19 protein-coding genes are annotated in these 21,732 nt (G+C 73.6%); 10 read left to right on the top strand and 9 right to left on the bottom strand.

Annotated elements, in window-relative coordinates; genetic code table 11:
* Window positions 1–65: 65 nt before the first annotated feature.
* On the top strand, window positions 66–1,067 hold the full coding sequence (locus tag ABZ801_RS34110; RefSeq protein WP_360705964.1) for a pyridoxal-phosphate dependent enzyme: 1,002 nt from the start codon (window positions 66–68) through the stop codon (window positions 1,065–1,067).
* Window positions 1,068–1,546: 479 nt separating this feature from the next.
* Here the strand turns inward: ABZ801_RS34110 and ABZ801_RS34105 are convergent, their stop codons facing one another.
* On the bottom strand, window positions 1,547–2,176 hold the full coding sequence (locus ABZ801_RS34105; protein ID WP_360705961.1) for an alpha-ketoglutarate-dependent dioxygenase AlkB: 630 nt from the start codon (window positions 2,174–2,176) through the stop codon (window positions 1,547–1,549).
* Window positions 2,177–2,463: 287 nt separating this feature from the next.
* Here ABZ801_RS34105 and ABZ801_RS34100 point away from each other — a divergent pair, with 287 nt between their 5' ends.
* Window positions 2,464–3,012, top strand: coding sequence for a CGNR zinc finger domain-containing protein (locus tag ABZ801_RS34100; protein WP_360705958.1), 549 nt, complete (start codon window positions 2,464–2,466; stop codon window positions 3,010–3,012).
* A gap of 16 nt (window positions 3,013–3,028) precedes the next feature.
* Window positions 3,029–4,249, top strand: a complete 1,221-nt coding sequence (locus tag ABZ801_RS34095; RefSeq protein ID WP_360705955.1) for an MFS transporter — start codon at window positions 3,029–3,031, stop codon at window positions 4,247–4,249.
* 12 nt (window positions 4,250–4,261) lie between these two features.
* Here the strand turns inward: ABZ801_RS34095 and ABZ801_RS34090 are convergent, their stop codons facing one another.
* The 7 genes from ABZ801_RS34090 to ABZ801_RS34060 form a co-directional block, all read right to left on the bottom strand.
* The gene (locus ABZ801_RS34090) at window positions 4,262–5,263 is read right to left on the bottom strand and encodes a zinc-dependent alcohol dehydrogenase family protein (protein WP_360705953.1); all 1,002 of its coding nucleotides are present in this window, start codon (window positions 5,261–5,263) and stop codon (window positions 4,262–4,264) included.
* 16 nt (window positions 5,264–5,279) lie between these two features.
* Window positions 5,280–6,089: a DeoR/GlpR family DNA-binding transcription regulator gene (locus ABZ801_RS34085; RefSeq protein ID WP_360705950.1), complete on the bottom strand. Its 810-nt coding sequence runs from the start codon at window positions 6,087–6,089 to the stop codon at window positions 5,280–5,282.
* Between the two features lie 9 nt (window positions 6,090–6,098).
* Complete coding sequence (locus ABZ801_RS34080) at window positions 6,099–7,148, bottom strand: NAD(P)-dependent alcohol dehydrogenase (RefSeq protein WP_360705947.1); 1,050 nt, start codon at window positions 7,146–7,148, stop codon at window positions 6,099–6,101.
* Window positions 7,141–7,992: a carbohydrate ABC transporter permease gene (locus ABZ801_RS34075; RefSeq protein WP_360705944.1), complete on the bottom strand. Its 852-nt coding sequence runs from the start codon at window positions 7,990–7,992 to the stop codon at window positions 7,141–7,143. Before ABZ801_RS34075 ends, ABZ801_RS34080 begins: the two co-directional genes overlap by 8 nt.
* Complete coding sequence (locus tag ABZ801_RS34070) at window positions 7,989–8,927, bottom strand: sugar ABC transporter permease (RefSeq protein WP_360705941.1); 939 nt, start codon at window positions 8,925–8,927, stop codon at window positions 7,989–7,991. Before ABZ801_RS34070 ends, ABZ801_RS34075 begins: the two co-directional genes overlap by 4 nt.
* A complete protein-coding gene (locus ABZ801_RS34065; RefSeq protein WP_360705938.1) occupies window positions 8,924–10,465 on the bottom strand; it encodes an extracellular solute-binding protein in 1,542 nt (513 codons plus the stop codon). The genes ABZ801_RS34070 and ABZ801_RS34065 overlap by 4 nt, the downstream gene beginning before the upstream one ends.
* Before the next feature lie 132 nt (window positions 10,466–10,597).
* Entirely contained in the window at window positions 10,598–11,503 is a 906-nt protein-coding gene (locus ABZ801_RS34060; protein ID WP_360705935.1) for an LLM class flavin-dependent oxidoreductase, read from the bottom strand.
* A gap of 196 nt (window positions 11,504–11,699) precedes the next feature.
* On the opposite strand from ABZ801_RS34060, the gene ABZ801_RS34055 reads away from it, so the two are divergent.
* Window positions 11,700–12,737 (top strand): hypothetical protein, encoded by a 1,038-nt coding sequence (locus tag ABZ801_RS34055; RefSeq protein WP_360705933.1) that lies wholly within the window; start codon window positions 11,700–11,702, stop codon window positions 12,735–12,737.
* A gap of 83 nt (window positions 12,738–12,820) precedes the next feature.
* Here the strand turns inward: ABZ801_RS34055 and ABZ801_RS34050 are convergent, their stop codons facing one another.
* Window positions 12,821–13,186, bottom strand: a complete 366-nt coding sequence (locus ABZ801_RS34050) for a nuclear transport factor 2 family protein (protein WP_360705930.1) — start codon at window positions 13,184–13,186, stop codon at window positions 12,821–12,823.
* Between the two features lie 115 nt (window positions 13,187–13,301).
* Here ABZ801_RS34050 and ABZ801_RS34045 point away from each other — a divergent pair, with 115 nt between their 5' ends.
* The 6 genes from ABZ801_RS34045 to ABZ801_RS34020 all read left to right on the top strand — a co-directional run bounded on the left by ABZ801_RS34045 (window position 13,302) and on the right by ABZ801_RS34020 (window position 21,723).
* Window positions 13,302–14,207, top strand: a complete 906-nt coding sequence (locus ABZ801_RS34045) for a LysR family transcriptional regulator (RefSeq protein WP_360705928.1) — start codon at window positions 13,302–13,304, stop codon at window positions 14,205–14,207.
* A 138-nt stretch (window positions 14,208–14,345) separates the two neighbouring features.
* Entirely contained in the window at window positions 14,346–15,770 is a 1,425-nt protein-coding gene (locus ABZ801_RS34040; RefSeq protein WP_360705925.1) for a hypothetical protein, read from the top strand.
* Between the two features lie 84 nt (window positions 15,771–15,854).
* Window positions 15,855–16,598 carry a response regulator transcription factor gene (locus ABZ801_RS34035; RefSeq protein ID WP_360705923.1) on the top strand — a complete coding sequence of 248 codons (744 nt, stop codon included), beginning with the start codon at window positions 15,855–15,857 and terminating at the stop codon, window positions 16,596–16,598.
* Window positions 16,595–18,052 carry a HAMP domain-containing sensor histidine kinase gene (locus ABZ801_RS34030; protein WP_360705920.1) on the top strand — a complete coding sequence of 486 codons (1,458 nt, stop codon included), beginning with the start codon at window positions 16,595–16,597 and terminating at the stop codon, window positions 18,050–18,052. Before ABZ801_RS34035 ends, ABZ801_RS34030 begins: the two co-directional genes overlap by 4 nt.
* Before the next feature lie 108 nt (window positions 18,053–18,160).
* Window positions 18,161–19,510: a bifunctional glycosyltransferase family 2/GtrA family protein gene (locus ABZ801_RS34025; RefSeq protein WP_360705917.1), complete on the top strand. Its 1,350-nt coding sequence runs from the start codon at window positions 18,161–18,163 to the stop codon at window positions 19,508–19,510.
* Window positions 19,507–21,723, top strand: a complete 2,217-nt coding sequence (locus ABZ801_RS34020; RefSeq protein ID WP_360705914.1) for a glycosyltransferase family 39 protein — start codon at window positions 19,507–19,509, stop codon at window positions 21,721–21,723. The genes ABZ801_RS34025 and ABZ801_RS34020 overlap by 4 nt, the downstream gene beginning before the upstream one ends.
* Window positions 21,724–21,732: the final 9 nt, after the last annotated feature.

The following is a 21,732-nucleotide window of genomic DNA, read 5'->3' as shown; positions in this document are numbered from 1 at the left end:
CGCTTCGATCGGGAGTTCGAATAACGTCGGCCGGGTCGGCAAACCGCTGAGGAAAGGCGACAGGCATGGACCTGGACGTGGCGCGGATCGAGCAGGCCACGCGAGTGATCGATCCGGTGTTCCTCAACACCCCGCAATACCTCGACGAGCAGTTGTGCCGGGCGCTGGGCGGCCGCACGGTGACGGTGAAGCTGGAGACGGCCAACCCGGTGCGCAGCTTCAAGGGCCGGGGCGCCGATCTGATGCTGAGCGCACTCGCCCCCGGCACGCCGGTGGTATGCGCCAGCTCGGGCAACTTCGGGCAGGCCGTCGCCTACGCGGGACGGGCCCGCGGGATGCCGGTCGAGGTGTTCGTGCCCGAGACGGTCAACCCCGCCAAGCGGGAGCGGATGGAGACCCTCGGCGCCCGGGTCGTCGAGGCCGGGGCGGACGGTTCGTCGGCACGCAAGGCCGCAGCCGCCCACGCCCAACGCCATCCTGACCGCGTCTACCTGCAGGACGGTCTGCAGGCGGCGATCGCCGAGGGCGCCGGAACGATCGGACTCGAATTGACCCGCCACGCAGGTGAGCCGAGCTTCGACGCCGTCGTGCTCCCGGTCGGCGACGGTGCGCTGATCAACGGCGTGGGGCGCTGGATGAAGGAGCACGCTCCCGGCACCCGGATCGTGGGGGTCAACGCCGAAGGCGCCCCCTCGATGCTGGAGAGCCTGCGCGCGGGCCGCGCGGTCCGCCTCGACCGCGCTCGCACGTTCGCCGACGGGATCGCGGTGCGCGGTCCGCTGGAGGCTTCGGTGCGGCGGGCCCGCGTCCTGGTGGACGAGATCGTCCTGGTGACCGACGAGGCCATCGCCGCCGCCATGGAAGTGGCGGCGCGCACGCTCGGAATCGTCCTGGAACCGGCGGGGGCGGCGGGCCTGGCGGCGATCGCCGAGGGTGCGGTCGCCGGCGACCGATTGGCGACAGTGCTGACCGGCGCAAACCCGCGTCCCGAACAGGTCAGGGAGCTGGCGGCCCGGCTCACGTGCCCCGCGCGAACGTCGAGTTCCGCCGGACGCACGACCTTCTGAACAACAGGGAGAAGACATGAGCGCGACCACTGCTGTGAAGCGGCCGCCGGAGCCGGACTTCTCGGCGATCACACGACCGAGGAACTGATCGCCTACCGCGCTGCGGAGAACGGCTGACGCGCGTCCGGCGCGGCACGGTCTCGACGTCGCGGAACGCCTGCTCGACGGGGCGCCCATCGCGCCCATTCGCGGCGCCGACGCGGTCAACTATGGCTGGAACGAACTGAACACGGCCTACTGCGACAGGCTCGACATTCCGAACACCGGACTGCCCTATCACCTCACCTAGTCCGCGCCAGGCCCCCGATCTACGGTGGGCCCGCCGCCGCGCAAGCGGACTGGTGACCTGGCATGACCTGGTCTGCGGGTCGGCGGTGGACCGTCCGGCGGTCGCCAGGCGGGCAAGGCGGCCGATGCGGCGTTCCCTTGGTCGCGTGCGAGCCGAGCAGAGGGGCGCGCCGGCGTCGGTGCCCGGTCTGTCAGCGGACGCCTCTTGGGCGGTACTGGATGCTGATTCGAGGGCCGGAGTCCTTGGCGCTCTTGGGGATGCTGTGCTCCCAGGTGCGCTGGCAACTGCCGCCCATGACGATCAGGTCGCCGTGGCCCAGGTCGTAGCGGAGGGCGGAGCCGCCGGAACGGGGGCGCAGCAGGAGGGAACGGGGCGCGCCGACGGAGACGATGGCGACCATCGTGTCTTCCGTGCTGCCGCGGCCGATGGTGTCGCCGTGCCACGCCACGCTGTCGCGGCCGTCGCGGTAGAGGCAGAGACCGGCGGTGCGGAAAGGCTCGCCGAGTTCCTCGGCATAGTGGGCGTTGAGGGCCCGCTTGGCCTGGTCGAGGAGCGGGTCGGGGAGTTCGGCGTCCTCGTCGTAGAAGGCGAGAAGGCGGGGGACGTCCACCACGCGGTCGTACATGTGGCGGCGCTCGGCCCGCCAGGGGACCGCGGTGAGCAGGCGTTCGAAGAGCGCGTCGGCGCCGGCGATCCAGTTGGGACGCAGGTCGATCCAGGCCCCATGGGTGAGCGGGACGCGCCGGACCGAATGTCCGAGTTCGCGCGGGCCCGCCTCGTCCCAGGAGTCGAAGATCGAACCTTGGAGGGCGCTCTCCATGCGCTCATGCTACCCACCTGGTCAAACACATGTTCGAGGGCCTGGGAGTCCCTATCGGCCCGTGAGTCCGAGCCCCGAGCTCGGGGCTGAGCGGTGTTCCACGCATGCGGCGTCTCGATGAATGCCGCAACATCATCGTCCAGCGAAGGGTGATCCCGTCGGTGCCACCGCGTCATCGTTCCTGAGCAGCCCGGTCGCGGTCAGGTGACTCGGGTGGCCGACGTGCGTGGGGGGCCGCTTCCGGCCATGTAAGGTTTTTCGGCCGTCTATTCGATTACGGTGCCGGTGTGGGTGCTTCGGGAGCGGACGCGTACCGCAACGACGGGGTGGGAACCGCTGTCGCCTTGGTCAATGCGGTCACCGCCCGCGGCGCCCACGCCTCTGACGAAGGGCTGCGGGAGATTCTGCTGGCCTTCAAGTACGCGGCCGCGGAGCTGTCGGCGCCGGAGGCATCGACGTTGCGTCGCTGGGCCCGGGACCTGCGGCCGGTTTTCGAGGCCGAGGACGTGACGGCGGCGGTCGCCCTGCTCAATGGGTTGCTGGCCGCCGTCCCCATGCAGCCGCACATCTCCGACCACGGTCTGGGGCCGCACATGCACTACGCGGTGTCCGGTGCCGCGTTGCCCGACCGGCTCCGGGCGCACACCGCGATGGGGCTGGCGACCCTGGTGTGCGAGTACGGCGTCGACCGGCTCGGTGTCTGCGCACTGGACGATTGCGACCGGGTGTACGCCGACCTGAACAGGGGACGGCGGCGCCGCTACTGCTCGCGGGCCTGTCTCAACCGCGGCGGCGTCGCCGCCTTCCGTGCCCGGCGGCGGACGCCCGGGCCGTAGACCGCGCTGGAGGACCATGAGCCGTGCCGCCCGCCGCAACCTGTGCACGCTCGCACTGACACTGCTGCTGCTCAAGTCGACCTGGTTCTCGGCCTCCGCCGTGATTCCCCAGTTGCGCGCCGAATGGGGGTTGTCGGCGGGCGCGGCCGGCTGGCTGACCATCTGCGTGCAGTGGGGTTTCGTGGCCGGAGCGCTGGTGTCGGCGGCGACGAGCCTGCCGGACCGGATGGCTCCCGTCCGGCTGATCTTCGTCAGTGCTCTGGGCGCGGCCGCGGCCAACGCGGCGTTGCTGGCCGCCGACGGTGTCGTCGTGGCGAGCATGGTGCGCTTCGCGACCGGGTTCTTCATCGCGGGCGTGTACCCGCCGGCGCTCAAGCTCGTCGCCACCTGGTACCGGACCGGCCTGGGCGCGGCCATGGGGCTGCTGGTCGGCGCGCTCACCGTCAGCTCCGGGGCGCCGCATCTGGTCAACGGCCTGGGCGGGTTGGACTGGCACACCGTCATCTGGGCGACCTCGGTGCTCACCGCGCTCGGTGGGACGATCGTGGTGGTCGCCGTCCGCGAAGGCCCGTACCCCTTCCCGCGCGCCCGTCTGGAGTCGCGCCTCGTCGGACGGCTGCTGGCCGACCGCGGCACCCGGCTGGCGGTGGTGGGCTACCTGTGCCACATGTGGGAGCTGTACGCGATGTGGTCGTGGTTCCTGCTGTTCTACTCGGCGGCGCTGCGGCCGCGCGGTCTGGACGACTCGGCGCTGGCCGCCTACGTCACCTTCGCGGTCTTCGTGGCCGGCGGGGCGGGCAACTACGTCGGCGGTGTCCTCGGCGACCGCTTCGGCCGTGAACGCGCGGCGATCTGGATGATGGCCGGGTCCGCGGCCTGCGCGATGTTGATCGGTTCGCTGCTGCACGCGCCGCCCTGGGTGCTGGCGCTGGCGGGGCTGCTGTGGGGTTTCACGGTGGTCGCCGACTCTCCGCAGTTCTCGGCGCTGGTCACCGAGCTGGCCGACCAGCGGCTCGTCGGCAGCGCGCTGACGGTGCAGATGGCCTGCGGGTTCACCCTCACCGGCGTGACGATCTGGTTGGTGCCGGCGGCGGCGGACGCGGTCGGGTGGCAGTGGGCGTTCACCGTGCTGGCGCCGGGGCCGCTGTGCGGGATCGTCGCGATGCGGCTGCTGACACGTCACCGCGGCGCGCCGCCACCGCCGCCGGGACGCGGGGCGGCGGGCGTCGGCACGTGAGGATGTGGGCGTTCAGTCGGCCGCGGCGCGGATCTGCAGCTTGCGGCCGATGCCGTCGCGGAAGGCGTTGAGGGCCTCGGGGTAGCGGTCCAGGGCGAACCGGTCGCTGATCATGATGTCGGGGTCGATGACGCCGCGGCCCATCAGGTCCACGGCGCGGCCGAAGCTGTGCAGGACGGCCATGCTGCCGACGATGGTGATCTCGTCGTTGTAGACGCGGAACGGGGAGAAGCGGGCGGTGGCGTCGGCGGGCGCGACGCCGAACTGCTGGAACGTGCCACCGCGGCGCACGCGGGTCAGGCCGTCCTCGATGGCGGCGACCACGCCGGTGCAGTCGATGACGACCTCCCAGCCCTGCGGGCGGTCGAACTCGTCGGCCGAGGCGGCCACCGCGTCGGCGCCGAGACGGGTCGCGACCGGCAGCCGCGCGGCGTTCAGGTCGACCACCGAGATGGAGGCGGCTCCGGCGCGGCGGGCCAGTTGCAGCATCATCAGGCCCATCGTCCCGGCGCCGTAGATGAGGTAGTGGTCGCCCATGCGGCGGGGCAGCAGGTCGAATCCGCGCACCGCGCACGACAGCGGTTCGATGAGCGCGGCGTGCGACAGGTCCAGGTGTTCGGGGAGCCGGTGGCAGTTGGCGGCGGGTGCGAGCGCGTACTCGGCGCAGGCGCCGTCGCGGGTGACGCCGATGGCGTTCCAGTTCTCGCACAGGTTGCCCTGGCCGCGTTCGCAGTAGTGGCAGGCGCCGCAGAACAGCGACGGGTCGACGGCCACGCGGTCGCCGGTGCGCAGGCCCGCCACGCCCGCGCCGACGGCGACGATCTCACCGGCGAACTCGTGGCCGGGCACGATCGGGTACGGGGTGGGTGCGAAGTCGCCGTCGAAGATGTGCAGGTCGGTGCCGCAGATTCCGCAGGCGGCGACGGCGACGACGACCTGGCCGGGCCCGGGCGCGGGGTCGGGCACGGTGGTGACGGCCACGGTTCCGGGGGTCTCGATCAGCGCTGCTCGCATGTCGGCACGCTCCTTGTCAGCGGGGTGGATCTTCGGGCGGGTGGACGATCTGGACGGGGACGCCGAGGCCGCGCAGCGCGTCGATCTCCTCGGCGGGGGTGGCGGCGTCGGTCACGACCAGGTCGTAGCGGGCGGCGTCGCCGTAGGCGTAGGTGGCGGTCTTGCCGAACTTGGAGTGGTCGGCCAGCAGGATGTTGCGGCGCGCCGCGGCGAGCATGGCCTCCTTGACCTCGGCCGAGTCGCGGCTGGGGTGGAACAGGCGGCCCTCCAGCAGGGCGGTGGCCGACACGAACGCCTGCTCGGCGGTGATGCGGGCGAGCGCGGCGGTCACGTCGGGGCCCGAGCAGGAGTTGAAGTCGCCCCGGTAGCGGCCGCCGAGCAGCACCACCTCCACGCCGTCGGCGCGCCCGAGGATCATCGCGATCGCCAGCGAGTTGGTGACCACGGTGAGCCCTTCGACGCCGGCGAGGCGGCGGGCCAGCGGGTGCAGGGTGGTGGAGTCGTCCAGCAGCACGGTGGTGCCGGGACGGACCAGCCCGGCGACCGCCGCGCACAGGGCGTCCTTCTCCGTGGCGTGCAGGCGTTCGCGGAACCGTTCGGCGCGCTCGACGGTCAGCGACGGCAGCGCCGCGACCCGGCCGCGCAGCTTGCGCAGCAGCCGCCGCTCGACCAGGTCGTCCAGGTCGCGGTGCACGGTCATCAGGCTGACCCCGAACCGCGCGGCCAGGTCGTCGATGCGCGCCTCGCCGCGTTCCATGACGTGACGCAGGATGTCCTGGCGGCGTCGTTCCACGGCGGCCTCGGAGGGACGCCCCTTGCGGTTCACCCTCTCCTCTCAGGGGCGCACGACGGGTTTGATCGCGGTCTCGTCGCGGGCCGCCACGGTGAGCGCGCGTTCGGCCTCGGCCAGGTCGAAGCGGTGGGTGACGAGCCGGTCGAGGTCGACCTTGCCGGACGCGGCCAGCGCGATCGCGGTCGGCCAGGTGTTGGCGTAGCGGAAGGTGCCGGTGACCTGGATCTCGTGGCGCTGGACGTGGTCCAGCGGCAGCGGGATCTCATCGCCGCCCATGCCGATCAGCACGACGCGGCCGCCGCGGCCGACCAGGCGGATGGCCGCGCCGATCGCGGCGGGCACGCCCGAGCATTCCAGCAGCACGTCGGGTTCGAAGCCCGACACGGGACGTTCGGCGACGTTGACGGTGGCGTCGGCGCCCAGGTCGGCGGCCAGCTCCAGGCGGTGCGGCCGCACGTCGGTGACCATGACCTCGCCGGCGCCGAACGCGCGCGCCGTCTGCGCCGCGATCAGCCCGATCGGTCCGGCGCCGGTGACCAGGACGCGTGAGCCGGGGCCGACGCCCCCCTTCTGGCACGCCCACACCCCGACCGACAGGGGTTCCAGCAGCGCGGCGGCCTCGTCGGACAGGGTGTCCGGCACCGGGTGCGCCATGGCCTCGTGCACGACGACGTACTCGCTGAACGCGCCGTCGATCGGCGGGGTGCCGAAGAACCGCATGTCCGGGCACAGGTTGTAGTGGCCGGTGCGGCACTGGTCGCAGGTGAAGCACGGCACGCCCGGTTCGATGGACACGCGCTGCCCGGGGTGGTTGCGGGTGACGCCCGGCCCGACCGCCGCGACCACGCCGCCGGACTCGTGCCCCAGGACCAGGGGCCGGCGCACCACGAAGTTCCCGATGCGGCCCTCCTCGTAGTAGTGGACGTCGGAGCCGCAGGTGCCGACGGCGCTGACCCGTACCAGCACCTGGCGGGGCCCCGGTTCGGGAACGGGACGTTCGTCCAGCACCAGGTCGTGCACCCCGCGCAGCAGCGACACCCGCATGGTGGCGGGAATGGTGTCAGGAAGGGTGCCGGGGATGGTCTCACTCACCTGTGACCGCTCCTAGCGTGAGGCCGGTGACCAGCCACCGGCGGACGGCGATTCCTACGAGCATCATCGGGACGACGACGATGGTGCCGATCGCGGTGAGCTGTCCCCAGTCGATGCCGGTCTGGGTGACCAACTGGCTGGCCGCGATCGGCAGGGTCTGGGAGCCGGGGCCGCTGAACACCAGCGCGAAGGCGTAGTCGTTCCAGGAGAACACCAGGCACAGCACGAACGTGGTGACCAGCCCGGGTTTGGTCAGCGGCAGCACCACGTACCAGAACGCCTGCCACCGCGAGCAGCCGGCGACCAGCGCCGACTCCTCCAGGGAGTAGGGCACCTGGGCGAAGAACGCGCTCATCAGCCAGATCGCGAACGGCAGGCTGAAGGTCAGGTAGGCCAGCACCAGGCCGGGGACCGAGTCCAGCAGGCCGAGCCGCCGGTAGATCAGGAACAGCGGCAGCACGACGGCGGCGATCGGCGCCATGCGGGTGGAGATGATCCAGAACGACAGGTGCCGTTTGCCGCGCGTGCGGGTGCGGGCCAGCCCGTACCCGGCGGGCGCGCCGAGCACGACCGCCAGCACCGCCGCCGCCCCGGCCGCCAGCATGCTGTGCCAGATGTAGGGGGCCAGGTCGTTGGCGCCGGTGAACAGCTCGCGGTAGTTGCCGAGGGTGGGGGTGAACAGCAGGTCGGGCGTGGCGGCGGTGACCTGCTCGGACGGTTTCACCGACGACAGCGCCATCCAGGCCAGCGGGACCAGGGTCCAGACCAGCCCGACGGCGACGACGACGGTGGCGGCGACGCGGGAACGGCGGCTGCCGCGCTCCAGGGGCGTTTCGCGGGTCATCGGGTCAGTCCCTCCCGGTCAAGGACGCGGATGAACGCGCGGGCGACGACGATGGACGCGGCGAGCATGGCCAGGCCGATCGCGGCGGCGTAGCCCAGGTCGAAGAAGCGGAACGCGGTCTCGTACAGCCGGACCGGCACGGTCTTGGTGGCGTCGGCGGGTCCGCCGCCGGTGGTGACCCAGATGACGTCGAAGTAGCGGATGGCGTCCATCGAGCGGATCAGCAGCGCCACCAGCAGCACGTTGGAGATGGACGGCAGGATGATGTGCACCAGCATGCTCCGGCCGCCGGCGCCGTCGATGGAGGCGGCCTCGCGCAGGCTCGCGGGGATGGACGTCAGGCCCGCCAGCGCGATGAGCGTGATGAGCGGCGTCCACTCCCACACGTCCATCAGCACCACGGCGGTGAACGCCGACACCTTCGAGCCCATGATGTCGCCGTCGTAGCCGACCTGCCGCAGCACCCAGGTGTACAGGCCGAAGGTGGAGTCGGTGAGGAACCGGCCGAGCAGCCCGACGATGACGGGCGCGACGAACATCGGCAGCAGCAGCAGTGTCAGCGCCGCGTTGCGGCCGCGCGCCAGCCGCCACACCGCCAGTGCCAGGCCGACGCCCAGCAGCATCTCCAGCCCGACGGTGAGGGTGAAGTACACGGCGGTGCGGACCCAGGTCCAGCCCAGGTCGGGGTCGGTGAAGAACCGCGTCCAGTTGTCGGTGCCGACCCACTCCAGGCCGACGCCGCCCAGCAGCCGCACCCGGGCCAGGCTCATGACGATGATGGCCAGGAACGGCACGATCGACAGGGCGGCCAGCAGCAGCAGGCCGGGCGCCATCATGCGTCCCTCGAAGCCGGGCAGCCGGCGGGCGCGTCGCGTGCGCGGTGCGGTGCGGGCGGTGCCGGTGGCGCTGTCGGCGGGGGCGGTGGAGCTGGTCATGCCGCCCACCCCCTGGCGATGATGCGGTCGAAGCGTCTGCGTGCCGAGCGCATCGCCTCGGCGGGCGAGGCGTCGCCGGCCAGCATCCGCGACACCTCGGTGTAGATGGCGGTGTCGCACTCGTTCCACATGGGGATCTTGGGGCGCAGGCCGATGTTCTCGGTGCGCCAGGTCCGTTCGACGGCGTCGGTGGTCAGCAGGTTCGGCATCGGTGACGGGCGGCGGGCGGCGGCCTTGACGTCGGGACGCTCGTACACCGACCGGCGGGTGGGGGTGCCGCCGCCGACCTTGCTGGCCAGGCCGCGCAGCTGGCTGTCGGGGGAGGTGGCCCACAGCAGGAACAGCCAGGCGGCGCGGCGTTCGTTGGGCAGGGTGTTGGCGCTGATGGCGATGCCGGTGCCGCCGTACATGCCGGCGCGGCGGGCCGGTCCCTTGGGCAGCGGCGCGTAGCCGACCTTGCCGGGCATGACCTCTTCGTTGCTGGCGGCGAACTCGTGCCAGTTGGGGCACATGGCCAGGCGTCCGGCGCGGAACGCCGCGCCGACGCCGTCCCAGTCCCAGGTGCGCGAGGCGGGGTCGGCGACGGCCAGCAGTCTGCGGTAGAACTCGGCGGCGGTGACGGCGGCGTCGGCGTCCAGGCGGCACGGGCCGGGGTCGACGGTGCCGAGCCGTCCGACGGCGGGGTCGTCGTCGAAGTAGCTCCCGCCGTGGGCCCACAGCACGTTGGAGAAGTCGTTCATCAGCGAGTCGTGCTGTTTGGCCTGGTGGCCGGTGCCGTAGGGGACGTCGTCGACGTTGTCGGTGAACCACTTGGCGATGGCGTAGTACTGCTCCCAGGTGGAGTCGTCGCCGGGGGTGGGGTCGAAGCCCAGGTCGGCGGCCATGCGGTCGTGGTACTTGTCGAACAGGTCGCGCCGGTACTGCCAGATCATGGTGGGGCAGTCGTAGGGCAGGGCGAACACCTTGTCGGAGGCGGCGAAGCGTCCGGCGGCGTCCAGCTGGGTGGGGATGAAGTCGCCGAATCCGCCGGGCAGGGGCGGCAGGCTCGGGTCGGCGGCCAGTTCGCGCAGCTCGACCAGGCCCTTGGAGTAGGGGGCGAGCACCTGGTAGGGGTCGGCGTAGATGACCTGGTACTGGGCCTCGCCGGAGGCCAGGTCCAGGGCGACCTTCTGCACCAGGGCCGACAGTTCCAGCGTGACGATGTTGACGCGGATGCCGGTGAGCCGGGTGAACGGCCGCAGGTCGGCGGCGATGGCGGCGGTGGGCGCGGTGTTCTCGGAGATGAAGTTCAGGGTGGTTCCGGCGAACTGCCGCCAGGGGTCGCCGGTGGCGCGGCGGGGCGCGTCCTTGCGGGTGCCGCAGGCGCCCAACAGCAGCGCGCCGCCCCCGGCGGCGGCCGCGGCGCGCAGCACGGTCCGCCGGGGCAGGGGCGTGGCGGGGGACGAGTGGTGAGGTGAGGTGTCTGGGGCGGAGGTGTCGTGGGTGGGGGCGGTTCGGGGAGACGAAGGGTCGGCGGGGGACGGAAGGTGAACGGCCATGGACACTCCCTGGTGTGACTGCCGTCACCTTCATCATTTATCAGACAAATCGCCCGTTGTTAACACTCTTTGTGTGAAGAACCCGCGCGGACGCGGGACTCACCCCGGTTCACTGCGGATTCCCTGCGGGGTTCACTGCAGGAGCGCGCGGGCCTCGGCGAGCCGGTCGCACTGCTCGCGCCAGTCCCCTCCGGCCACGCCCACGACGACGTCCCGGACCCCGGCGTCGGCGTAGGCGGCCAGCCGGTCGGCCACCCGCGCCGGCTCGCCGGTGAGCGGGAGGTCCATCACCTCCTCGACCGGCCGCCCGTACGCGCCGGCGATACCCGCGGCGATGTCGGCGCGTCCGGGAAGGTCCTCCTCCTTGCCGACGGCTCCGGTGGCGCCGACCGCGATCCGCGGGACGGGCCGGTCGTGCGCGGCGGCCAGTTCGGCGAGCCGGGCCGCGCCCTCGGCGACCTGCCGGACGCCGATCAGGGAGGGGAACCAGCCGTCGCCGAACCGGGCGGCCCGCCGGATCGCCGCCGGGGAGGCGTTGCCCACCCACACCGGCGGCATCGGCACGGCGGGCGCCAGCTGGACGTGCGGCTCGCCGGGCTCGCCCGGCAGCCGCACCCGCTCGCCCGCCAGCAGGCGCGGCAGCAGTTCCAGCGCGGTGTCGGTGCGGGGGCCGCGCTCGCCGTAGGGGACTCCGGCGGCGGCCCACTGGCCGGGCCCGCCGCCCGACCCGACGCCCAGCACCAGCCGTTCGCCGCAGACGTAGCGCAGGCCGGCGATCTGCTTGGCGGCCCAGGCCAGGGGTCGGATGGCGGGGACGAACACGCTCGCGCCGACCTGGATGCGCGAGGTCGCGGCCGCCGCGGTGGCCAGGGCCACGGTCAGGTCCAGGGCGGGGGCGCCGGTGGCCAGATGGTCGCCGTGCCACACGCCGTCCAGTCCCGCGTCCTCGGCGTGCCGGGCGGCCTGCCGCAGGTCCAGGCGCTGCCGGTGTTGCACGGTGACGCCGGGCAGGATCACCCCGATGCCGAGCACGGCCATGATCACTCCTTAACGTGTCGGTGTCGTCGGGGGCGAGCCTGCAACGTCAACCGAACCTGGGGTCAAGCGGCTGCGCCGTGCTCCCGCGTGCTCTCATGTGCTCCGTTGTGCCCCCCTTGTGCCCCCCCGCGCGGGGGAGGCGGATCGGCCGCGACGGGGAGGTGGCGGCGGGCGGGCGCGCCGGAACATGGCGGTCATGGAGTCGACCATTCGATCAGCGGCACGGCCGCAACGGCGGACGGGCGCCGCACCGCCGGGTGCCGCGCCGGCGCGTCCGGCGCTGGCGGGCGCGGCACTGGTGGGCGCTGCGCTGTACGGCATGCTGCGCGTGTACTGGCGGGCGGGGCACATGCCCGAGGCCCTGTCGCCGGTGGACGGGGACCTGGTGGTGTTCACCGGCTGGTCGTCGGCGGGTCTGTGCGGCGCCGCTGCGGTGGTGTCGGGGCTGCTGTGGGCGTCGCCGAAGGCGGTGACCGCGGGGCTGCCGCGTCGCGGGCTGCTGGCGGCCGGCTGGGCGGTGAGCGCGGCGATGGTGGCGTCGGCGGCGTTGTTCCTGCTGGACGTGGTGGGCGGGATCCTGCCGGGGCTGGGCGTCCGCTTCTACCCGCTTGGGGCGCTGAGCAGGGCGGCGTGCCTGGGCGTGGCCGTCCTGGTGGGCCTGGCGACACTGGCGCACCAGCGCCGCACCCGGGACGGCTGCGCCGTGTGCGGCCGTGGCGACAACGCGCCCGCCGCGCTCGGCCACACCCCGCGCTGGGTGTTCGTCGCCGCCTACCTGGCGGTGGCCGGGTGCGCGCTGCGGCTCGTCGCGCAGGCGTGCGTGGGGTTCGGGGAGAACCCGATGACCGGCGGGGTGTCGGCGGTGTTGTTCGAGGCGGGGTTCGTGCTGGCCGGTACGGTGCTGCCGCTGGCGCTGGCGCACGGCTGGGGGCGGGTGTGGCCGCGCTGGGTTCCGCTGGCGGCGGGACGGCGGGTGCCCCGGCCGCTGGTGCTGTGGCCCGCGGCCGGGATCTCCGGCGGCATGGTGGTGTACTTCGGGCTGATGCTGGTGCTGATGGTCGGGGAGCGGCTGCAAGGCCGCAACCCGTTCCCGCCGAGCGGAGGGCTGGTGCTGCCCGAGGCGTTCTTCTGGGTCGCCGTGCCGTCCTACCTGCTGTGGGGCGTGGCGATGGCGGTCGCGGCGGCCGGGTACGCGCGCCGCACCCGCACCGCCTGCCGCTCCTGCGGCCGCTGACGTCGCCGGCCCCACGAGCCAGCCCCACGAGCCAGCCGCCGGGGTGCCCGCCGCCGAGTTGCCGGGCGTCGGGTTGCCGGGCGTCAGCCCGCGGTGGGGACGAACTCGGGCTGGTCGAGCAGGCGCAGCCAGCTTCCGTCCGGCTGGCGGCGGACCACCTGGGCGCGGGCGCCCGCCCCGTCCTTGGGCGGGGTGCTGGTCAGGGCGATGTCACCGCTGATCAGGGTGGGCAGCGGCGGCTCGGGCTCGAAGCGGGGCCGGGCCGCCAGCACCTTCTCCCACAGCTCGCGGATGGCCTGGCGGCCCACGGTCTGGGCGCCGGGCGGGTAGGCCATCACCGCGTCCTCCTCGTACAGCGCGGCGATCCCGGCGGCGTCGCCGGCGTTGGCGCGTTCGACGAACAGGCGGGTGAGGTCTTCGGGGCGCATCGCCTTCTCGTACACGGCCATGACGTCTCCTCTTCGAGGTTCTTCGAGGTGGGTTCGGGTGGAACGTTCTTCAGCCTGCCCGCGCCGCTGCCAGAAGTCCAACAGATTGTTCTGATGGAAACTAGAATCAGCAGTTATGGAATTGCGGCAGCTGGAGTACTTCGTGGCCGTGGCCGAGGAGCGCAACTTCACGCGGGCGGCCGAGCGGGTGCGCATCAGCCAGTCGGGGGTCAGCGCCCAGATCCGGCAGCTGGAGCGGGAGCTGGGCGCCGAACTGTTCGACCGTTCCGGCCGCACCGCCACGCTGACCGTCGCGGGCAAGGCCGCCCTGGAGCACGCCCGGGCCGCGCTGGCCGCCGCCCGGGCGGTCGAGCAGGCGGTGGGAGAGGTGAGCGACCTGATCCGCGGCCGCCTGGCCGTCGGCATGGTGGTCGGCTGCACGGTCACGCCGCTGTTCGACGCCCTAGCCGGGTTCCACCGGGCGCATCCCGGGGTCGAGATCGCGCTGCTGGAGGACGGCTCGGACCGGCTGGTGGACGGGGTGTGCGACGGCGCGCTGGACCTGGCCCTGGTCGGCACCGCGACCGCCGCCCCGGGCGGGCTGCCCGCGCTGACGGTCACCAGCGATCGGCTGGTCGCGACCGTGCCCGCCGGGCACCCCCTGGCCGACCGGCCCCACGTCACGCTGGAGGACCTGAGGGCCCATCCGATCGTGTGCATGCCGCCCGGGACGGGGCTGCGCACGGTGTTCGACCGGGCGTGCGCCGCCCGCGACGTCCACCCGGTGATCGCGTTCGAGGTCAGCGCCGCCGACGCCATCGCCGACCTGGCGGGCCGCGGCCTGGGCGTGGGCATCCTGTCCAGCTCTATGGCCGGGGCCTACCGCGACCGCCTGACCGCGCGGGTCATCGACGACGTGGACGCGCCCGCCATGCTGGCCCTGGTCTGGAAGAACACCCACACCCCGGCCGTGCGCGCCTTCCTGGCCCACGCCCGCCGCGCCTTCGCCGGCGCCTCTTCGCGCGTTTCCGACGCGGGGTGAGAGCGGGCCGGGTTCGGGGGCATATACAGCGGCGACGTGTCGGCGGCGCCGTCCGGGCGAACTCGAGATCGATCTCGACTTGGGGTCAACGGAAGTTATGGTGAAGGTGAAGACCAGTACGTCATAGGGGGCGTGGCCGTGGACGAGCAGGTCGAGGACACCGGCGGCGAGAACACCGGCACGGGCAAGGCCGTGGCGGTGCCCGAAGCGGTGCCCGAGGCGGCGCCGGAAGTGGTGCCCGAGGTGGCGGCCGACCGTCCCTCCGGGCAGGGCCGTCCCGACCCGCACGCCGTGGCGCTGCCGGCGCGGCTGGACCGGGCGGCGGCCGAGCGGATCGAGGACGTGTGGCAGGGCGTGCTGGCGCCGTCGGCCGCCGACGCCGCCCGGCTGGCGGCCACCGCGTCCGGGCCCGTGCGGCGGCTGGGACGCCAGGCCGCCGAGCGCGCCGCGACCCGCATCGTGGAGCAGGTGTCGCACAGCCCCGCGATGGACGCCGTGGAACAGGCGGCCCGCCAGGCCGCGACGCGGCTGGCGCGGGAGGCGGCCGACCGGGCCGTGTCGCAGGCCCGCGCGGCGGCCGAGTCGCACGTGCTGACCGGCACCGCGCTGGAGGTCGGCACCGCCGCGGTGGAGATCGTCGAGCAGGCCGCGTCCCATCCGATGGCCGAGGCGGCGTGGCGGCTGGCCGCGCGCAGCCCGCTGGCCCGCGCCGCCACCGCCACCGCGCTGGAGATGGCCGAACGCACCGCCTCCTCGCCGGTCGTGCAGGCCGCCACCCGCCAGATCGTCGACTCGGCGCTCGACACGGTCGCCGACGCGGCCGTGGACGTGGCGCTGGTCGCCGGCCGCGACATCGTCGTACGGGTCGTGCGGCAGACCGCGCGCGAGGCCGCCCGCGAGCTGGCCGGGACCGCCCGGGCGCGGGCGCGGGAGGCGGCCGACTGGGCGGGGATCACACCGGTGACCTCGGCCGTGGCGGACATGGCGGTCGAGGTGGCCGACGCGGCCGCCGAGGCCGCGGGACGGGCGTCCGGCAACGCCGGGATCCGCTCGGCGGGCGACCTGGTAGCCGCCGTCGCGGGCAGCGCCGTGGCCCGCACCGCCCGCGACCTGGCGGCGCAGGCCGCCACGCGCGCCGCGACCGCCGCGATCGAGGCGGTCATGGCCGAGCTGCTGCGCGACGCGCTGCGCGAGGCGATGAAGGTCGCGTTGCGCGGGCTGATGCGCGAGGTGGCGCGGGAGGTGGTCATCGACGTCATGCGCGGCGGCTGGGCCGCGGCGACCCGTCCGGCGCCCGAGCCCGCGTCCCGGCGCGACGGCCAGGTGTCGGTCGCCGACCTGCTGACCCGCGCCGCACGCGCCACCGCGTCCCTGGCCGGGCCCGTCACCTCGGAGGTGTTCGGCGCGGCCACCGGCGACCCGGTGCCCGCCGTGCCGAAGCTCAAGGTCGGCGCGCTGCGGAACCCGTCGCGTTACAGCGCGGGGCTGCGGCGCCGTCCCGTGCCCGCCGCGCCGCCGCGTCCCGCCGTGTTCGTCCCGCTGCCGCCGGACGCCCCGTCCTGAGGGTGTCCTGGGGGTTCCTGAAAGATCCATGAGAATGGTCCGCGCCGTGCGTGGGCACCGCTGCCCGCTGGTTACGGTGTGTGCATGGAGCCGGGGACGCAGCAGGCGGCGGCGGGTGCGCGCATTCTGGTCGTGGACGACGAGCCCGCGGTGCGCGAGTCGCTGACCACCAGCCTGGAGTTCGAGGGGTACCGGGTCGCCGGGGCCGCCGACGGCGTCGCCGCGCTGGAGGAGGTCGAGCGCGCCCGCCCGGACCTGGTGGTGCTGGACGTGCTGATGCCGCGCATGGACGGGCTGACCGCCTGCCGTCGGATGCGGGCCAGGGGCGCGATGATGCCGGTGCTGATGCTGACCGCCCGCGACATGGTCGGCGACCGGGTGACCGGGCTGGACGCCGGCGCCGACGACTACCTGGTCAAGCCGTTCGAGCTGGACGAGCTGCTGGCCCGCGTGCGGGCCCTGCTGCGCCGCAGCGCCATGGCCGTGGCGGCCGCCGGCGCCGCCGGCGGCGGGGACGGCGCGCAGGACCTGCTGGCCTTCGACGACCTGCGGATGAACACGCTGACCCGCGAGGTGTCGCGCGCCGGCAATTCGCTGGAGCTGACCCGTACCGAGTACATGCTGCTGGAGATGTTCCTGCGGCATCCCCGGCAGGTCCTCACGCGCGAGCAGATCCTGGAGACGGTGTGGGGCTTCGACTTCGAGCCCGCCTCCAACTCCCTGGAGGTGTACGTGATGTACCTGCGCCGCAAGACCGAGAACGGCGGCCTGCCGCGGCTGATCCACACCGTGCGCGGCGTGGGGTACGTGCTGAGATCGGCGTCATGATGCGTCGGCTGCCGCTGCGGGGGCGGCTGGCGCTGCTGATCGCACTGGCGGTGGCCGTGGCGGTGGCGGTGTGCGCGTCGGCCAGCTGGTTCCTGGTGCGCGACCAGCTGTACGACAAGCTGGACCAGCGGCTGATGGGGATCGGCGGGCCGCTGATGGGCGAACACGGCGGTCCCGGCGGCCCGGGTGGGCCCAGCGTGTTCCGCATGCGGCGGGACCTGGCGTTCGTGCTGGCCGCGTGCACGCCGACCGCCACCAGCGAGGGCCAGGTACGGCCGCTGCCCGGCCCGTACACGATCATGCAGGTGGTCACCCCGCAGGGCGGCCCCTGCACGGTGCCGGGCGCCGGGGCGCTGACGGTGACGCCGGCGGACGCGCAGGTCGCGCGGGGGGCGCGGCCGGACGCGCTGCACGACGGCACCGGAGTGGACGCCGACGGGAACCGCAGGGACGTGCGGATCTTCACCCGTCCGTTCCTGGCCGAGGACGGCACCCGCGCGGCGGTGTCGTTCGCGATCCCGCTGGAGGAGGTCACCGCGCCGCTGAACACGCTGGCGCTGTTCCTGGTGGCGGTGACGGCGCTGGGGGTGCTGGCGTCGGCCGGTGCGGGGCTGGTGATCGCGCGGGCGTCGCTGCGTCCGGTGGACGAGCTGACCGAGGTGGTCGAGCACATCGCCCGCACCGAGGACCTGGACACCCGCATCCCCGAGGAGGGCCGTGACGAGATCGCGCGGCTGAGCCGGTCGTTCAACACCATGACCGCGGCGCTGGCCGCCTCCCGGGAGCGGCAGCAGCAGCTGATCGCCGACGCCGGGCACGAGCTGCGCACGCCGCTGACCAGCCTGCGCACCAACATCGATCTGCTGCTGCGCTCGCAGGAGACCGGGCGGGAGCTGCCGCCGGACACGCGGCGGCGGATGCTGGTGAACGTCAAGGCGCAGATGCAGGAGCTGTCCAGCCTGGTCGGGGACCTGCTGGAGCTGGCCCGTCCCGCCGAGCAGGAGCCCTCGCGGGAGATCGTGGCGTTGCACGAGGTGGTGGGGCGCGCGGTGGAACGTGCCCGGCTGCGCGGCCCGGGGCTGCGCATCGGCACGGAGGTCAAGCCGTGGTTCGTGCGCGGCGACCCGGGGTCGCTGGAGCGGGCCGTGGTGAACCTGCTGGACAACGCGGTGAAGTTCAGCCCGCCGGGCGGCGCGGTGGACGTGCGGCTGAGCGCGGGCGAGCTGACCGTGCGCGACCAGGGGCCGGGCATCTCCGCCGACGAGCTGCCGCACGTGTTCGACCGGTTCTGGCGTTCGCCGTCGGCGCGGAGCCTGCCGGGGTCGGGGCTGGGCCTGTCGATCGTGGCGCGGGTGGTGCGCGAAAGCGGCGGCCAGGTGAGCCTGGACCCGGCGGACGGGGGCGGCACGCTGGTGCGCGTGCGCCTGCCCGGCTCCCCGTCCCGCCCGGACTGACACGCGCCCCCGGGGCCGCCGCCATTGTGATGCGGGCGGGCGGGGTTTCTCATCCGGGGTTAAGGAAGGACTCAGGGCCTTCCCACACCGCCCGGTCAGCGTGTTCCCATGAGTCACTTGGTCACCGATCGGGCCGACCCCGCCGGGCCGTCGCCGTCCCCGCCCGGTCCGGGCGGGCGGGGACGCCTGGTGGAGATCGCCGTGCCCGTCTACAACGAGGAGCACGTGCTGGCGCGCAGCGTGCGGCGGCTGCACTCCTATCTCGAGCAGACCTTCCCGTACCGGTTCCGCATCACCGTGGCCGACAACGCCAGCACCGACGGCACCTGGCGGGTGGCGCGGGAGCTGGAGGCCGAACTGCCGGGAGTGCGGGCGGTGCGGCTGGAGCAGAAGGGCCGGGGCCGCGCGCTGCGGCACGTGTGGGGCGCCAGCGACGCCGACGTGGTCGCCTACATGGACGTGGACCTGTCCACCGATCTGGACGCGTTCCTCCCGCTGGTCGCGCCGCTGATCTCCGGGCACAGCGACCTGGCGATCGGGTCGCGGCTGACGCGTGGGTCGGCGGTGGTGCGCGGCCCCAAACGGGAGGTGATCTCCCGGTGTTACAACCTGCTGCTGCGCACGACGCTGGCGGCCCGGTTCACCGACGCGCAGTGCGGTTTCAAGGCCGCCCGCACGCAGATCGCCCAAGCGCTGCTGCCGTCGGTGGAGGACGAGCAGTGGTTCTTCGACACCGAGCTGCTGCTGCTGGCCGAACGCAACGGGCTGCGCATCCACGAGGTGCCGGTGGACTGGGTGGACGACCCTGACAGCCGCGTGGACGTGCTGCGCACCGCGCTGGACGACCTGAAAGGCATGGCGCGTGTGGGACGCCGCATGCTGACCGGCGCGTTCCGCGCGCCGGTGGGCGGGCGGCCCAGGCCCCGGCTGCCGGCCGGGATGGCGCGGCAGCTCCCCTCGTTCGCGATCATCGGGGTGTTCAGCACGATCGCGCAGCTGGTGCTGTTCGTGCTGCTGCGCACGGTGATGGGGCCGCTGTGGGCGAACGCGCTGTCCCTGGTGGTCACCACGGTCGGCAACACCGCCGCCAACCGCCGCTTCACCTTCGGGGTGACCGGGCCCGAGCGGGCGCTGCGCCAGCAGCTGGAGGGCGGGCTGGCGTTCCTGCTGGGATTGGCGCTGAGCACCGGGGGCCTGGCGCTGCTGCACGCGCTGACGCCCGGCGCGTCCCGGGCCGTGGAGGTGGTGGCGCTGGTGTGCGCCAACGGGGTGGCGACGCTGGTGCGGTTCCTGCTGATGCGCGCCTGGATCTTCCACCCGCGGCGCCTGGGACACCCCGCCGCGCCTGTCTCCGAGTCTGCCGCCGCGCCCGCTTCGCCTCCTGCTTCGGCTCCCGCTTCGGCTTCGTTTTCGCGTGATCCTGCCCAGAGTCGTCCCGACACGGAAGAGACCCGATGACCACCCCCGCACATTCGACACAGACGTTCCCCGCGGCGTCGCAGCAGACCCCCGCCACCGGTGACGGCCGTGGTGCGCCACGCGGGTCCGGCCGTCTGCGGCGGCTGGCCCTGGGCGGCCCGGACGACCCGCGCTGGTCGCGGCCCGCGCTGTGGGCTGTGCTGCTCGCGGCCTTCGCGCTGTACGCGTGGGGGCTGTCGAAGAACGGTTACGCCAACACCTACTACGCGGCGGCGGTCAAGAGCGCGACGCAGAGCTGGAAGGCGTTCTTCTACGGGTCGCTGGACGCCGGGTCGTTCATCACCGTGGACAAGCCGCCGATGGCGTTGTGGGCGATGGCGCTGCCGGCGCGGGTGTTCGGGTTCGGGTCGTGGAGCATGCTGCTGCCGCAGGCGCTGCTGGGCGTGGCGGCCGTCGCGGTGCTGCACGCCACGGTGCGGCGCGCGTTCGGGCATGTGGCGGCGCTGGTGGCGGCCGGGGTGCTGACGCTGACGCCGATCACCGTGGCGATCAACCGCGACAACAACCCCGACACGCTGCTGGTGCTGTTCCTGGTGCTGGCCGCCTGGGCGTGCCAGCGCGCCGTCGAGTCGGGGCGGCTGCGGTGGCTGTCGCTGGCGGCGGTGTTCGTCGGCTGCGGGTTCAACACCAAGATGCTGCAGGCGTTCGTGGTGGTGCCCGCGCTGGCGCTGGCGTACCTGGTGGCGGGCAGGCCCGGGCCGGTGCGGCGGGTGTGGCACCTGCTGGCGGCCGGTGGCGTGCTGGTGGTGGCCGCCGGGTGGTGGATGGCGATCGTGGACGCCGTTCCCGCCGACCGCCGCCCCTACATCGGCGGCAGCGAGAACAACAGCGTGTGGGACCTGGTGATCGGCTACAACGGCCTGGGCCGGGTGTTCGGTGAGGGCGACGGCCCCGGCGGTGGCCCCGGCGGCGGGCCGGGCGGTGGCGGTGGTTTCGGTGGCGCCGCGGGCGCGGACCGCATGTTCAACCAGATCGTCGGGGGGCAGATCTCCTGGCTGCTGCCGTTGTCGGCCGTCGCGCTGGTGGCGGGGCTGGTGCTGCTGCGCAGGCGGCCGCGCGCCGACCCGCAGCGTGCGGCGCTGGTGCTGTGGGGCGGCTGGCTGGCGGTGCATTTCGTGGTGTTCAGCTTCGCCCAGGGCATCTTCCACCCGTACTACGTCACGGCGATGGCCCCGGCGATCGGCGCGTTGACCGGTGCGGGAGCGGTGCTGCTGTACGAGGCGTACCGGCGTTCGGCGGCGTGGGCGTGGGTGCTGCCCGCGGGCGTGGCGGTCACCGGCGGGTGGGCGTTCGTGCTGCTCGACCGCACTCCGGAGTGGCTTCCGTGGTTGCGGTGGCTGGTGGCGGCGGTGACCGTGCTGGCCGTGGGCGCGTTGCTGGTCGCCCGGTTCGGCGCGCGGGCGGGACGGTCGGTGACGGTCGCGGGGCTGGTGCTGGGGCTGGTGGCGGTTCTGGCGGGGCCGGGCGCGTACGCGGCGTCGGCGGCGTCGTCCCCGGTGAACGGCAGCAATCCGCTGGCGGGTCCCGGCACGCAGATGGGGCCCGGCGGGTTCGGCCGTCCCGGTGGCCGAGGGTTCCCGGGCGGGCAGGGGTTCCGTTACCGGGGTGATGGCGCGCGGGGTGGCATGCCGGGCGGGGCTTCCGGTGAGGTTCGTGGTGGCATGCCGCAGCAGATGCCCATGCCTGGGCCGGGTGCGGGTTTGGGCGGCGACGGCTCGGCGGGCGTGCCCGGTGGCGCACCTGGCGGCTCGGGCGGGCCTGGCGGGTCCGGTGGTGGACGCGGCGGCATGGTCGACCAGCAGATGATCTCCTACCTGGAGAAGAACCAGGGGTCGGCCGAGTGGCTGGTGGCGGTGTCGAGCGCGATGGAGGCGTCCTCGATCATCCTGCAGACCGGCCGTCCCGTCATCGCCATGGGCGGCTTCAGCGGCCGTGACCCGGCGATGACCGTGGACAAGCTGCAGCGGTACGTCAAGGAGGGCAGGCTCCGCTACATCCTGCTCGGCGGGCGGGGCTTCGGCGCAGGCGGCCCGGGCGGCGGTGGTTCCGGTGGCGGCTCGGACGTCTCGTCCTGGGTGCAGCAGCACGGCGAGCAGGTCGACCCGAGCGAGTACGGCGGCTCAAGCGGCGACTCGACGTCGGGTAGTGCGACGTCGCCCATGGGCGGCGGGCAGCTGTACCGGTTGGGCTGAGGAGAATCC

Origin of the sequence: Actinomadura sp. NPDC047616 (assembly GCF_040642915.1) — a bacterium.
Lineage (GTDB): Bacteria > Actinomycetota > Actinomycetes > Streptosporangiales > Streptosporangiaceae > Spirillospora > Spirillospora miaoliensis.
Note: the sequence above shows the minus strand (reverse complement) of the source record. Positions and strands in the feature narration are given on the sequence as shown.